Source organism: Actinoplanes oblitus (genome assembly GCF_030252345.1).
GTDB lineage: Bacteria > Actinomycetota > Actinomycetes > Mycobacteriales > Micromonosporaceae > Actinoplanes > Actinoplanes oblitus.
In genome coordinates this window covers 3,383,134-3,396,840 of record NZ_CP126980.1, presented here as the reverse complement: position 1 = coordinate 3,396,840, position 13,707 = coordinate 3,383,134, and the positions used below count along the sequence as shown (strand labels likewise).

The following is a 13,707-nucleotide window of genomic DNA, read 5'->3' as shown; positions in this document are numbered from 1 at the left end:
AGCGAGTCGCATCGCCACACCGTATCGTCACGCATCGATTAATGGGAGCCCTTCACGTTCTGGTAGTCCTTTCCCAGCACCGAAGGGGAGGACCGCCACCATGACCCACGGGCCCGAGCAGGCCATGCCCAATCCCGCGCGCCGGCCGCGCGACGTCACGCCGGAGGAGCTGGGCTTCACGCCGGCCCGGCCGGTCGCCTGGCTGTCCCCGGTGCAGCTGGCCGGCACCGGGCTGCGCGTCGCCCTCTCCTCGATCCAGGGCGGTTACCTGGACAAGCGGGAGCTGCAGGCGTCCTTTCCGGACGACGTGCACCGGGAGGCGAGTCCGGACGGCGACTGCTGGATCGACTTCGTGGCCGACCTCGGCGACGGGTTCGACGCCACCTACTCGGTCGCCTACCTGCTGGCCCAGGAGACGCTGACGGTCGGCGAGCGGGAACTGCCGCGCGGGCAGGCGCTGGTGCTGGGCGGCGACCAGGTCTACCCGACGCCGAGCGTGGAGCGTTACGAGAACCAGCTGGTCGGGCCGTACCACGCGGCGCTGCCCGGCACCCCGCCCGGCGGCCAGGGCCCGGCCATGTACGCGCTGCCCGGCAACCACGACTGGTACGACGGGCTCACCGCGTTCCTGCGCCTGTTCACCGGCACCCGCCGGACCGGTATCGGCGGCTGGCGGCTGCCGCAGCACCGCTCCTACTTCGCCGTCGAGCTGCCCGGCGACTGGTGGCTGCTGGCGCTGGACGACCAGGACTCCACCTACATCGACGACCCGCAGCTGGCGTACTTCAGCCGGGTCGCCACCCGGTTCGGCCCGCGGACCAAGGTGATCATCGCGTCGGCCAGCCCGACCTGGGTGCAGGGCGACGACGTACCGCAGGTCTACGCCTCCCTCGACTACTTCGTCCGCGCGGTGATCGAGCCGACCGGCGCCCGGATCCGGCTGATGCTCTCCGGCGACTGGCACCACTACGCCCGGTACGGCAACGAGAACCGGGAACTGATCACCTGCGGCGGCGGTGGCGCGTACCTCTACCCCACCCACCAGCTGCCGGAGACGATCGAGGTGCCGCCGGCCGGCCTGCCGTCGCCGGCCGAGCGGGAGAAGTACCGGCTGCGCTCCCGGTTCCCCGGCAAGCGCCTCTCCCAGGCGTACGCGGCCGGCATCGTCGCCCGCCTGCCCAAGGACAACCCGAGCTTCATCGCCATGGTCGGCGCCGCGCACACCGCGCTGATGCTCGCCACCAGCGGCGTCATCACGAGCGGCTTCGGTAGCCCGCTGCAGAAGTTCTCGCTGGTGCCACTGGTCATCCTGGTCGCCCTGATGATGTCCGGCTGCTACGCCTTCGCCCACCTCAGCGAGTCGGCGCTGGGCCGCTTCCGCCGGCGCGCGCTCGGCCTGCTGCACGGCGGCGCCCAGCTCGGCCTGGCCGCGCTCGGCACCTGGCTCTGGTGGGAGCTGCCATTGCACGACTGGCCCTGGCCGTGGTCGCTGATCGCCGCCCTCGGCGTCTACGGCGTCGCCTCCGGCCTGGCCGCCACCGAACTCACCGCCGTCTACCTGCTGATCGCCGCCCGCTTCGACGTCAACCTCAACGAGCTGTTCTCCGCCCAGGGCATCATCGACTCGAAGTCGTTCCTCCGCATGCACATCACCCCGGACGGCACCCTCACCATCTACCCGATCGGCGTCCGCCGCGCCGCCCGCAGGTGGACCGCCAACCCGGACGGCGCCCCGCACGAGCCGTGGCTGACTCCCGCCGACCGCCTGCGCCCGCACCTCATCGAGGATCCCGTCGTCATCACGGCCGACGCTCCGCTGGCGGCCCGCTGACCCCGGGCCGACCGGCAGCACGGGGAGATGAGCCGGTACTCCGGAGTCGTCCCGGAAGGCTCGGTGGGATCACCGGCCGCGGCGGCGGCCCGCTGGCGCTCCGGCCGGGTGTGGCGGTGCCCTGAGGTTCCCGGCGATGCCGCGCCCGGCATCCCGGCGCCCGTGCCCGGTGTTTCCGGCCGGGACCGTGCCCGGTGTTTCGGGGCGGAATGGTGGGGAATGCCGCGGGCATGACCACGACCAAGGAAGACCGGCAGGCTGACGAACGGCAGCAGAAGCCGCCCGGGCACACCACCCGGATGGACCGCAAGCCGGATCACGGCGAGGAGAGCTATCGCGGATCGGGGCGGCTGACCGGCAAGCGGGCGGTGATCACCGGTGGGGACAGCGGGATCGGGCGGGCCGTCGCGCTCGCGTTCGCGCGCGAGGGCGCCGACGTGCTGATCTCCTACCTGCCGGAGGAGCAGGACGACGCGCGGGAGACCGCGGCGCTGGTCGAGGCGGCCGGGCGCAAGGTGGCGCTGGCGCCCGGGGACCTGACCGACCCGGCGCTGAGCGCGAAGATCGTCGAGCAGGCGGTGCGGGACCTCGGCGGGATCGACGTGCTGGTGAACAACGCGGCGTTCCAGATGACCCACGAGACCGTCGAGGAGGTCACCGACGAGGAGTGGCAGCACACCTTCGACACCAACATCACCGCGATGTTCCGGCTGGTCAAGGCCGCGCTGCCGCACTTGGGGGCGGGTGCCTCGATCATCAACACCAGTTCGGTGAACTACGACATGCCCAAGCCGACGCTGCTGCCGTACGCCACCACGAAGGGCGCTATCGCCAACTTCACCGCCGGGCTGGCGCAGATGCTGGGCGAGCGCGGGATCCGGGTGAACGCGGTCGCGCCGGGGCCGATCTGGACACCGCTGATCCCGTCGACGATGCCACCCGAGCAGGTGGCGGAGTTCGGCAAGAACACGCCGCTGGGACGCGCCGGCGAGCCGAAGGAGGTGGCGCCGGTCTACGTGCTGCTCGCCTCCGACGAGGGCAGTTACATCTCCGGGGCGGTCGTTCCGGTGACCGGTGGCAAGCCGATCCTCTGAACGGCGTACCGGAAACAGGCCGCCGGAAGCACCGGCGGCCTGTCACGTTCGCGGGATCAGCGCTTGCCGCGTCGAGCGGCGGTCTTCTCGTCCTTGACGCCGGCGGTGACCAGCGTGCCGTCCGCCGACTCCAGGTGGGCGCGGACGAACCAGTGGAACTGCTCCAGCCGGCCGGCCTGCGCGATCAGCAGGTCCTGGGTGACCGGGTCGGGCTCGTCGGTCTTCTCGATGGCGGCCCGGTGCGACTCGATCACTCCGCCGTAGACCACGTCGAGCGCGGCCAGGTGCGCGTTGGTGTCCGCCCGGCCGATCGCGTAGTCGTCCCAGGAGCGCTGCGCGACCAGCGCGCCCGGCGTGCCGATCGGGGAACCGCCCAGCGTGGCGATCCGCTCGGCGAGGGCGTCGACCATCTCGCGGACCGCGTCGACCTGCGGGTCGAGCATCTGGTGCACCGCGATGAAGTGCGGGCCGACGACGTTCCAGTGCACATGCTTGAGGGTCAGCGCCAGGTCGTTCAGGGCGTTGAGCCGGTCCTGCAGCACCGCGATGACGTCACCGGCGACATCGGGCTTCATCCCCGGAACGGTGTAGCTCGGGCTGGTTGTCCGTTGCGTCTTGCGTGCGGCCATCGCTTCTTCACTCCTTCACCAGGGTTCACCGCTTCAGTGCCCGGGCCGGCGGAGGACGAAACGGCGGTGGGTACGCGTCACAGCGCGGGCCGGCCCGGCAGCCGGCCCGCGCTCGGTCGCGGGTGACCCGTGCCGCTCAGACGTGCTGCGTCTCGGTGGTGGCCGGGTGCAGCTCGGCGGTGGTCTTGGTGACGAACCGGCCGGTGCTGGTGCTGCGGTGCACCTCGCGGTCGCCGGCGCCGGCGCCGACGTGCTCGGTGGCCGTCGTCTTGGGTTCTCGCTCGGCGGTGGTCTGCTTGACGAATCGACCCGAGCGGGCGCTGCGGTTCACGTCATGTTCCTTGCGGGCCATGGCCGGTGCCTCCTGTTGATCGGGGGGGTGCTATCCACTTCTGTTCCCCTCCGAGCCGCCCGGAAACGCCGGGACCACGCTGACACCCCCCGCGCGCAGGGAGCGCAGCGCCGGATGCTCCGGGTCGGCGTCGGTGACGATCCCGGTCACCTCGGCCGGTGGCAGCACGGTGAACGGCGACGCGGTGCCGACCTTCTCGCTGCTCGCCAGCACGTAGGTGTCCGCCGCCCGGCCGGCTAGGGTGCGTTTCATGGCGGCCTCGTCCGGGTCGCCGGTGGTCAGCCCGGCCTCCTCGTGCACCCCTGTCACGCCCATCAGGAACAGGTCGGCGGAGATGCCCCGGGCCGCCTCGGCGGTCGCCGCGCCGCAGGTGACCGCCGAGTGCTTGAAGAGCCGCCCGCCCAGCACGTAGACGTCGACGGCCGGGTGGCCGACCAGCGCGGCGGCGACCGTGGGGCTGTGCGTGACGATGGTGGCGGCCAGGTCGGCGGGCAGGGCGGCGGTGACGGCGAGGGCGGTGGTGCCGCCGTCGAGCAGGACGGTGGCGCCGGGCCGGATCAGGGCGGCGGCCGCGGCGGCGACCCGCTCCTTGCTGGAGGTGGCGACGGTGGCCCGGGTCGCGTAGTCGGCCACCGCCGGGGAGACCGGCAGCGCACCGCCGTAGACCCGCTGGCAGAGACCGGCGGCGGCGAGCTCGCGCAGGTCCCGGCGGATCATGTCCTCGGCGACGCCCAGCTCGGCGGCGATCTCCTTGGCCACCACCTTGCCGGCGGTCCGCAGCCGGGACAGCAGCACGTCGCGACGCTCGGCGGCCAGCATCCGTGTTTCTCCTCATTATTGTCGAGTGTTGCGCGTTTCCAAGTGTACGGTGCGCTCATGACTAGGGCGATCGAGGGCATCGACGTGCCGGACGCGCGCGGCCGGGTGGGGCTGGACCGGGCCGGCCGGGACCTCACCGGCAACCCGGATGTGGTGGTCCGCGAGGTGGAGCTGCTCGCGGCCGCGTGGCACGTGCTGCGCCGGACCACGTACGACTACCGGCGGCGGGACGGGAGCTGGAGCCGGGAGCAGCGGGAGACCTACGACCGCGGGGACGGGGCGACGGTGCTGCTCTACCACCCGCACCGGCGGACGGTGCTGCTCACCCGCCAGTTCCGGTACCCGGTGTACGTGAACGGGCACCCGGACGGCATGTTCGTCGAGACGGCGGCCGGCCTCCTCGACGGCGACGATCCGGCGGCGGCCGTCCGGCGCGAGGCGAGCGAGGAGCTGGGCGTGGTGATCGGCGAGCTGGAGCCGGTCTTCGCGGTGTGGACCAGCCCCGGCTCGGTGACCGAGCGGGTGCACTGTTTCGCCGCGCCGTACAGCGCGGCGTCCCGGGTCGGGGCGGGCGGCGGCCTCGCCGACGACGGCGAGGACATCGCCGCCGTCGAGATGCCGTTCGCGACCGCCCTGGACCGGATCGCGAGCGGGGAGATCGCCGACGCCAAGACGATCATGCTGCTGCAGTGGGCGGCGCTGCGCGGCCCGTTCAGCCCCTCAGCTGCTGGATCTTGTCCTTGAACAGGGTGGTGGCGATCGACGCCCGGTTCGGCTGACCCTTGAGGAACGCGGTGGCGAACTTCTTCGCCTGCTCGTACGTGACCTTCCCGGGCAGCGGCGGCTCGTCCGGGTTGACGGCGACGTCGAGCAGCGCCGGGCCGTCGTACGCCAGCGCCTCCCGCAACGCACCGGGCACGTCACCGGGCTTGTCCACGCGTACCCCGAATCCTCCGCACCCGGAAGCCCACCCGGCGTAGTCCGGCAACGGCTCGCCGAAGCGGACCCCGTGCTCGGGATAGCCCAGCACCATCTGCTCCCAGAGGATCTGGCCGAGCGAGTTGTTGTTGTTGATGACCACCTTGACCGGCAGCCGGTAGCGCACCGCGGTGTGGAACTCGGCCATCAGCATGGCGAACCCGCCGTCGCCGACGTAGGCGATCACCTGCCGGCCGGGGAAGGCGTGCTGCACGGCGAGCGCGTAGGGCAGGCCCGGCGCCATCGTGGCCAGCGTCCCGGACAGGTAGAACTCCCGCCGCCCGCGGATCTGCCAGTGCCGGGCCGCCCAGGTCGCGACGGTCCCGGAGTCGCAGCACAGCACCGCGTCGTCGGCCGCCAGCACGTCCAGCTGGTGGGCGAGGTACTGCGGCGCGATCGGATCCCGGTCCGGCGCTTCCAGGGCGGCCATCGCGTGCTGCCAGTCGGCGAACCGTTCCCGGTAGTCGCGCAGGTGGTCGCCGTCCTTGCGGTCCAGCATCGGCAGCAGCGCCGCCAGGGTGGCGCCCACGTCGCCGACCAGCGGCAGGTCGGTGGGGATCCGGGTACCGGCCCGGGCCGGATCCAGCTCCACCTGCACGACCTTGGCCTTGCCGGGCTCCGGGAGGAACTTGGTGTACGGGAAGTTCGTCCCCAGCATCAGCAGCGTGTCGGCCTCCTCCATCAGCTCCTCGCTGGGCTTGGTGCCGAGCAGGCCGAGGCCGCCGATGACGTACGGCGAGTCGTCCGGGACGACCATCTTGCCGAGCAGCGACTTCACGATCGGCGCGCCGAGCCGCTGGGCGGCCTCCTCGACCAGGTGCCCGGCGCCGCGGGCGCCGATCCCGGCCAGGATCGCCACCTTCCGCCCGGCGTTCAGCAGGTCGGCGGCGCGGCGCAGGTCGTCGTCGTGCGGGCGGACCGTCGGGGACAGGTAGACCGGGGTGGTCGCCGGCGGCCGGACCGGGGCGACCGTCTGGTACGGGTCCTGGTGGGCCGGCGCGATCTGCACGTCGTTCGGGATGGTCAGGTGGGCGACGCCGTGGCGGGCGTACGCGGTCCGGATCGCGATGTCGACGAGCGCCGGCAGCTGCGCCGGGTTCATCACCACCTGGTTGTACTCGGTCACGTCCTCGAACAGCCGGTCGAGCGCCACCTCCTGCTGGTACGCGGTGCCCAGCACGCTGCTCTCCTGCAACCCGGTGATCGCCAGGACCGGCGCGTGGTCGAGCTTCGCGTCGTACAGCCCGTTGACCAGGTGGATGCCGCCCGGACCGGAGGTGGCCAGGCAGACCCCGATCCGCCCGGTGGCCTTGGCGTAGGCGGTCGCCATGAACGCCGCGGTCTCCTCGTGGTGCACCAGCACGAACCGCACCTTGCCGGCGTGCCGGCGCAGCCCTTCCATGATCCCGTTGATGCCGTCGCCGGGCAGCCCGAACACGGTGTCGACGCCCCACGCGGTCAGCCGCTCGATCAGGACTTCGGAGGTAATCTCAGCCACGCGAGAGCCCTACCCGCGATCCGGCGGCCCAATCGTCGAGCGCGCGGCCGGTCAGCTCTCGACCGACTTCGATCATCTCGGCCGCGCGATGGAAGTCCATCACCCGGCAGGCGCTGACCGGGATGGCGATCTGGATGTCCGGTGGCAGCCCGGCCATCCGGTACCGGGCGATGAGGTCCTGCATGGCGTCCAGCGACAGCGACAGCACGTCGGCGATCCGCAGGTCCGCGGGCAACGCGTCGGCGAGCGGCTCGGCCGCGGCCGGCTCGGTCGGCGAGCGCCGGAACACCTGCCGCAACCGGACCGCCCAATCCTCCAGCCAAGGCGCCTCGGCAGTCGCCCGCACCGGTGCCGCCGGCTCCGACGGCGGGCGCGGGGCCTGCAACGACACCGCGATGGTCAGGTCCGCGCCGGCCGCCGCGGTCGGCTCGATCGGCACCGGGTTGAGCATGCCGCCGTCGGCCAGCAGCCGGCCATTGATTACCACCGGGGTGATCACCCCGGGGATCGCGATCGACGCCCGCACCGCCGATCGCAGTGGCCCCTTCTGGAACCACACCTCACGCCGCGCCGCGATGTCGGTCGCCACCGCCGTGTAGGGAATCGGCAGGTCCTCGATCTGCACGTCGGTGAGGAAGTCGTTGAGCCGGTTGACCAGCCGATCCGCGGCCATCGCGCCGGGCGACGCCCACTTCGGGTCGATCAGCCGCACCACGTCGCGCTGTTTCAGCCCGGACGCCCAGTCGGCGAACTCGGTCAGCCGCCCGGCCGCCAGCACCCCGCCGACCAGCGCACCCATCGACGATCCGGCCACCGCGGCGACCTCGAATCCCCGCTCGGCCAGCACCTGCGCCGCGCCGACGTGCGCGTAGCCACGAGCGCCGCCCGACCCGAGCGCCAGCGCCACCCGCCTCGTCCGGGACATGCGCCGATGCTAACTCCCGGTCCGCTCGTCATCATCGCCAACCCGTTCCGGTACGGCTGGGGACACCACCGGCGCACCCGCCCGAACCGTGGCTGAGCGCCGGGTGTCCGCTGCACTCCCGGCCGCGAGGCGGTTCCGGGCTGAATCCCGGGTCGGGGAGGGCGCCGGCCGCGGTCCCGGCGAGATGCGTCGCGAAGCCTGATCCGGCCGGGAACCGCGGCCGCGCGGCGGTAACGGCCGGCCCACCGCGGCGGCGGTCGCGCCGGACGGCGGCTGGCCGGCCGCCTCCACCGATGCAACAAAATGCAAACGCCGAAGTTTCTTGTGCGTTAATCGACGTCGCTCCATACTCGGTGAGGAAAGCGCTTTCCCGCATCCCAATGCCTCATCCCCAGGAGCGCGAACCGATGACCAGACTTCGACTGGCGGCCGCGGCCGGCACCGCGATCACCGCCGGCGCGATAGCCCTCTTCCTGCCGAATCCCCAAGCCTCCGCGGCAGTGACCGGCAGCGCCACCGGCTTCGCCAGCGTCAACGGCGGCACCACCGGCGGCGCCGGCGGGACCACCGTCCGGGCGACCACCGGCACCCAGATCCATCAGGCCCTGTGCAGCCGGGCCAGCAGCAGCACCCCGATCACCATCGAGGTGAGCGGCACGATCAACCACGGCAACACCACGAAGGTCTCCGGCGCCAGCTGCAACACCGCGGCCGACAAGATCGAGCTCAAGGACGTCAGCAACGTCACGATCGTCGGCGTGGGCAGCGCCGTCTTCGACCAGCTGGGCATACACCTCAGGAACGCCAGCAACATCATCATCCAGAACGTGACGGTGCGGAACGTCAAGAAGTCCGGCTCGCCCACCTCCAACGGCGGCGACGCGATCGGCATGGAGACCGACGTGCACAACGTCTGGGTGGACCACGCCACGCTGATCGCCTCGGGCGGCGAGTCGGCCGGTTACGACGGCCTGTTCGACATGAAGGACAACACCAGGTACGTCACGTTGTCCTACAGCATCCTGCGCGACTCCGGCCGCGGCGGGCTGGTCGGCTCCAGCGACAGCGACCTGGCCAACGGGCCGGTCACCTTCCACCACAACTGGTACGAGAACATCGACTCGCGCACCCCGCTGCTGCGTGGCGCCACCGCGCACATCTACAACAACTACTACCACAGCCTCAACGAGTCGGGGATCAACGCGCGCGCCGGCGGCAAGGCCCGGGTCGACAACAACTACTTCACGGACTCGCGGAACCCGCTCGGCACGTTCTACACCGATCTGCCCGGCTACTGGCAGGTCTCCGGCAACATCTTCGACAACGTGACCTGGGAGGCCGCGGAGGACGAGAACCCGGCCGGCCCGAACCCGGTGTCGAACACCAGCGTCAGCATCCCGTACTCGTTCGCCCTGGACGGCACGTCCTGCGTCCCGTCGATCGTGCAGCAGACCGCCGGCGCGAACACCGGCCTGCGTACCTCCAACGGCGCCTGCTCGGCCACCACGAGCAGCCCGGCCGCCACGCCGAGCAGCAGCAGCCCCACGCCGAGCCCGAGCGTCAGCACCACCCCGACGCAGCAGCCCAGCGGCACCAACCTCAGCCTGGCCGCCGGCGCCGACGGGTCCAGCAAGGGCGGCGGCACGAGCTACGGCAACGTCAAGGACGGCAGCCTGGCCACCTACTGGTCGCCGAGCGGCACCACCGGTGACATCTCGATCAAGTGGGGTGCGGCCACCACCGTCTCCCGGATCAACATCCGCGAGGTCACCGGCGGCGTGATCGGCGCCTACCAGGTCCTCAACGGCAGCACCGGCGCGGTCCTCACGTCGGGCACCGGCGCCGGCGTGATCACCTTCCCGGCCACCGCGGTCACCAAGCTCACCTTCCGGATCACCGCCGCCGCCGGCACGCCGAAGGTGGCGGAATTCGAGACCTACGCCTCCTGAGCGTCCGGGACCGTGGGCCCGCGCGAGACCCGCCTCACCCGCTGATCGCCGATTTCCGGTACGGCCACCCGTACCGGAAATCGGCGATCGCATGCCGATCCGGACCCGGCGGCGGAAGCTACTGCCCGGTCCGCCCGTCGATGCACTCCCGCAGCAGGTCGGCGTGCCCGCAGTGGCGGGCATACTCCTCGATCATGTGGATCAGGATGTCGCGCACCGTTGACTTCTCGCCGTTCCACGAGAGCGTCACCTCGGCGCCCAGGTCGGTGGCCCGGTCAAGCCACTCGTCCGCCGCGGCGATCTGCGACTCCCAGGCCGCGAACGCCTCGGCGACCACCGCCGGGTCGGCCACCGCCCCGTCGAAGTCCACGTCCCGCACGTCCGCCGACCAGAACAGCCGCGGCTCGTCGACGCCCCGCAACGCCAGCTGGAACCACACGTGCTCGACCTTGGCCAGGTGCCGGACCAGGCCGAGCAGGCTCATCGTGGACGGCGGCACCGACCGGGTGGCCAGCTGCTCCGGGGTCAGCCCCTCGCATTTGAGGCCCAGCGTCCGCCGATAGTTGGTCAGGTACTCGCGGATCGTCGCCAGCTCGCCGACCGGGTTGCCGGCCTGCCGCGGGTCCTCCTCGGGCCGTGCCCACATGCCGCCGTAGCCCACCACGCGCTGCTCACTTGTCATGATCATGATCCTGGCCGATCCGCCCGGTCCGGCCAAGGGCAATTCACCGGGCCGGTATCAACGTCACGGTGACCTGGGCGATCGTGTCGTTCTCCAGCAGTTCCCGGCGCAGCCCGGCGACCCGCTCGACCAGCCGCTCCCCGTCGACGGGCGTGACCCACATGTTGATCAGCAACTGGGAGGGTCCGACCCAGACGGCGTGCAGGTCCTGGATGCCGGCGATCCAGTGCTCGGCCTCGACCCGTTCCCGGATCGGGTCCAGCACGTCGTCCGGCGCCGACTCGTCGAGCAGCAGGCCCTTCGAACGGCGGGCCAGCAGGTAGGCCACCACGATCAGCAGCACGCCGATCGACATGCTGCCGACCGCGTCCCAGCCGGCCCAGCCGGTGGTGGCGTGCAGGACCAGCGCGACGAGCGCGATGGCGAGGCCGATCAGCGCGGCGGTGTCCTCCAGGAAGACGGTGGTGGCGCTCGGGTCGGAGGCGTGCCGCAGGTGGTGCCGCATCGACCGGTCCCGCTCCCGCGCCTCCTTGCGCAGCTGCTTGTGCGCGGTGTACCAGGAGTAGCTCTCGAACCCGGCGGCCACCACCAGCACGCCGACGCCGACCCAGAGGCTCTCCACCGGCTCCGGCATCAGCATGCTGCGCACGCCCTCCCCGATCGACAGGACGCCGCCGATCAGGAAGATGCCGAGGGCCGCCAGGAAGGTCCAGAAGTAGCGTTCCTGCCCGTACCCGAAGGGGTGCCGGCCGTCCGGCTCGCGCAGCGAGCGTTTCAGGCCGACCAGCAGCAGGATCTCGTTGCCGGTGTCGGCGATCGAGTGGGCGGCCTCGGCCCACATCGACGCGCTACCGGTGAGCAGGCCGGCCACGATCTTCGCGATCGCGATGGCCGCGTTCGCGGCCACCGCGACGATGACGGTCCAGGTGCTCTCCCCCTGGTCCGGGGTCTTTTTGGTACGAACACCGCTGGTCTGATCCACACGCGACTCGTCTAGGTCCACGGTTGCGCGGTACCCGGGTTCGACTCGGCGCACACCCGATGGCCGGTGGATGCGCTCGTGGTGCCATCTCGTCACACCCGCCGGGTAGCGTTGCTTCCGCTCATGGCTCTCTCGGGGAGGTTCGGGTGACGGCGGTTCCCATCATCAAGATCGGCGATCCGGTGCTGCGGCGGCCCGCGGAGGCGGTGACCACGTTCGACGCCGAGCTGCACCGGCTGGTCCAGGATCTCCACCACACGCTGGCCGAGTCCCGTGGCGCCGGGCTGGCCGCGCCGCAGATCGGGGTGAGCCTGCGGGTCTTCGCGATCAACCCCGACCTGCCGGGCAACGATCGCAAGCTCGACCACCTGGTCAACCCGGTGCTCGAGTTCCCCGACGAGCAGGAGCAGGACGGCCCGGAGGGCTGCCTCTCCATCCCCGGCATCTACCTCGACACCAAGCGCCGGATGAACGTGGTGGCCACCGGCCTGACCAGGCACGGCGACCCGGTCCAGGTGGTGGGCGAGGGCCTGCTGGCCCGGTGCGTGCAGCACGAGACCGACCACCTGGACGGGATCCTGTTCATCGACCGGCAGGACGCGGCCGGGCGGCAGCGGCTGCTGGACACGCTGCGTGAGGCCGCGTGGTTCGAGGGCCTGCCGGCGCCGGAGGTGCGCGTCAGCCCGCACTGACCTTCCCCGCCGGGCGTCGGACTCCGAAACACGGGCTAGCCGAGCAGGCGTGGGGCGAGCAGGTCGGCGGGGATCGGGGCGGTGCCGATCCGCGCGACGAGGTCGCGGGCCCAGGTGGTCAGCGCGGCGACGGCGATCCCGTGCGGGGGATGTTCCGCGTACGCCGCGACGCGGTCCGCGGCCCGGGTCAGCAAGCGGACCGCGCCCACCTCGTTCCCCCTTCGCAGGTGGGTGATGCCGACCGCGAGCTGGGCCAGCCCCTTCCACAGTTCGCGGTTCTCGTCGTCGCACGCCTTCCACGCGCCCTCGAGCACCTCGTGAGCGTGGAACGGCCGACCGGCGTCGAGCAGCCGCTGCGCCTCCCGCAGTGCCTCGTCCGGCGGCAGGACCAGGTCCTCCGGCGTGGTCGGCACCCCGGTCAGGCCGTGCGGCAGCGGCCGTCCGAGCCCGTCCCGCGGCCGGGAGTTCTTCGCCCGCCCGGCCGCGTCCCGATCCCGCGCGAACCCCGGTCCACCCGTCTCCATGCCCACATACTGCCCGACCCGCGGCCCCACACCACCTCCCGGCGCCGCGCTACCCGCCGACACGCCACGATCCGGCCGGCCGGCCGGAGTGATCAAGCAACGCACGGCCCCACACCACCTCCCGCGCCGCGCCGCCCGCCGACACCCCGCGATCGGGCCGGCCGGAGTGATCAACGACGCTTTGACATGAAGCTGGCTTCAAGTTTTAGCGTCGCTTCGTGGATCTGGAAACTGTGCGGGAATCGGGTGTCGGCGAGCGGATGAAGAGTGCCTTCCGCCGCTACCCGACCGGGGTCGCCGTGATCAGCGCGCTGGGCCCGGACGGTCCCGTCGGCCTGACCGCGTCCAGCGTCGCGTCGGTGTCGGTCGATCCGCCGGCGCTGTCGTTCTCGGTCATGGGCACCCGCACCGCTCGGCTCCTGCTGGCCGCGGAGAGTTTCGTGGTGCATCTGCTCGGGGCCGGGCACGCCGGGCTGGCCCGGGAGTTCTCGCACAGCGGCGGTGACCGGTTCACCGCGGAGCAGGGCTGGAGCGTGCTGCCGACCGGCGAGCCGATCCTGTTCGACGCGGTGGCGGCGCTGCGCGGCACGCCCCTGCACCTGCTGCCGGTGGGCGAGTCGACGCTCGTCGTCGCGTCGATCGTGGAGGTCTTCCACGGCACCGAGGATCGGCCGCTGATCCACCACGCCCGGAGTTTTCTCACCCGGAAGCACATGGAAGGTCTCTGAGCCTGATGCGTTTCCTCCGCGACC

General features: G+C 71.8%; 14 protein-coding genes. 6 read left to right on the top strand and 8 right to left on the bottom strand.

The genetic code is table 11. The annotated features are described in order from the left end of the window. The first annotated feature begins 100 nt into the window (after positions 1–100). Positions 101–1,831, top strand: coding sequence for a metallophosphoesterase (locus Actob_RS15170; RefSeq protein ID WP_284920822.1), 1,731 nt, complete (start codon positions 101–103; stop codon positions 1,829–1,831). A 230-nt stretch (positions 1,832–2,061) separates the two neighbouring features. Next, positions 2,062–2,925: an SDR family oxidoreductase gene (locus Actob_RS15165; RefSeq protein ID WP_284920821.1), complete on the top strand. Its 864-nt coding sequence runs from the start codon at positions 2,062–2,064 to the stop codon at positions 2,923–2,925. Positions 2,926–2,981: 56 nt separating this feature from the next. Here Actob_RS15165 and Actob_RS15160 read toward each other — a convergent pair whose 3' ends face one another. From Actob_RS15160 to Actob_RS15150, 3 genes are all read right to left on the bottom strand, one after another. Next, positions 2,982–3,500 carry a Dps family protein gene (locus tag Actob_RS15160; RefSeq protein WP_284920820.1) on the bottom strand — a complete coding sequence of 173 codons (519 nt, stop codon included), beginning with the start codon at positions 3,498–3,500 and terminating at the stop codon, positions 2,982–2,984. Between the two features lie 190 nt (positions 3,501–3,690). Then, on the bottom strand, positions 3,691–3,906 hold the full coding sequence (locus tag Actob_RS15155) for a hypothetical protein (protein WP_284920819.1): 216 nt from the start codon (positions 3,904–3,906) through the stop codon (positions 3,691–3,693). A 30-nt stretch (positions 3,907–3,936) separates the two neighbouring features. Continuing rightward, positions 3,937–4,725 carry a DeoR/GlpR family DNA-binding transcription regulator gene (locus Actob_RS15150; RefSeq protein ID WP_284920818.1) on the bottom strand — a complete coding sequence of 263 codons (789 nt, stop codon included), beginning with the start codon at positions 4,723–4,725 and terminating at the stop codon, positions 3,937–3,939. A gap of 57 nt (positions 4,726–4,782) precedes the next feature. On the opposite strand from Actob_RS15150, the gene Actob_RS15145 reads away from it, so the two are divergent. Next, entirely contained in the window at positions 4,783–5,469 is a 687-nt protein-coding gene (locus Actob_RS15145; RefSeq protein ID WP_284920817.1) for an NUDIX domain-containing protein, read from the top strand. Here the strand turns inward: Actob_RS15145 and Actob_RS15140 are convergent. Both Actob_RS15140 and Actob_RS15135 read right to left on the bottom strand, forming a co-directional pair. Next, positions 5,438–7,201 carry a thiamine pyrophosphate-dependent enzyme gene (locus Actob_RS15140; RefSeq protein ID WP_284920816.1) on the bottom strand — a complete coding sequence of 588 codons (1,764 nt, stop codon included), beginning with the start codon at positions 7,199–7,201 and terminating at the stop codon, positions 5,438–5,440. The two genes, Actob_RS15145 and Actob_RS15140, sit on opposite strands and share 32 nt — an antisense overlap. After that, positions 7,194–8,126: a patatin-like phospholipase family protein gene (locus Actob_RS15135; RefSeq protein WP_284920815.1), complete on the bottom strand. Its 933-nt coding sequence runs from the start codon at positions 8,124–8,126 to the stop codon at positions 7,194–7,196. The genes Actob_RS15140 and Actob_RS15135 overlap by 8 nt, the downstream gene beginning before the upstream one ends. 407 nt (positions 8,127–8,533) lie before the next feature. On the opposite strand from Actob_RS15135, the gene Actob_RS15130 reads away from it, so the two are divergent. Continuing rightward, positions 8,534–10,075 carry a pectate lyase family protein gene (locus tag Actob_RS15130; RefSeq protein WP_284920814.1) on the top strand — a complete coding sequence of 514 codons (1,542 nt, stop codon included), beginning with the start codon at positions 8,534–8,536 and terminating at the stop codon, positions 10,073–10,075. Positions 10,076–10,193: 118 nt separating this feature from the next. Here Actob_RS15130 and Actob_RS15125 read toward each other — a convergent pair whose 3' ends face one another. Beyond that, entirely contained in the window at positions 10,194–10,757 is a 564-nt protein-coding gene (locus Actob_RS15125; protein WP_284920813.1) for a DinB family protein, read from the bottom strand. Positions 10,758–10,800: 43 nt separating this feature from the next. Beyond that, positions 10,801–11,739 carry a cation diffusion facilitator family transporter gene (locus Actob_RS15120; protein WP_284920812.1) on the bottom strand — a complete coding sequence of 313 codons (939 nt, stop codon included), beginning with the start codon at positions 11,737–11,739 and terminating at the stop codon, positions 10,801–10,803. A gap of 146 nt (positions 11,740–11,885) precedes the next feature. Between Actob_RS15120 and def the strand changes: the two genes are divergently transcribed. Beyond that, positions 11,886–12,431, top strand: coding sequence for a peptide deformylase (gene def, locus Actob_RS15115; RefSeq protein WP_284920811.1), 546 nt, complete (start codon positions 11,886–11,888; stop codon positions 12,429–12,431). Positions 12,432–12,466: 35 nt separating this feature from the next. Here def and Actob_RS15110 read toward each other — a convergent pair whose 3' ends face one another. Next, the gene (locus Actob_RS15110) at positions 12,467–12,955 is read right to left on the bottom strand and encodes a DUF309 domain-containing protein (protein WP_284920810.1); all 489 of its coding nucleotides are present in this window, start codon (positions 12,953–12,955) and stop codon (positions 12,467–12,469) included. A 218-nt stretch (positions 12,956–13,173) separates the two neighbouring features. Here Actob_RS15110 and Actob_RS15105 point away from each other — a divergent pair, with 218 nt between their 5' ends. Further along, the gene (locus tag Actob_RS15105; RefSeq protein ID WP_284920809.1) at positions 13,174–13,683 is read left to right on the top strand and encodes a flavin reductase family protein; all 510 of its coding nucleotides are present in this window, start codon (positions 13,174–13,176) and stop codon (positions 13,681–13,683) included. Positions 13,684–13,707 lie beyond the last annotated feature (24 nt).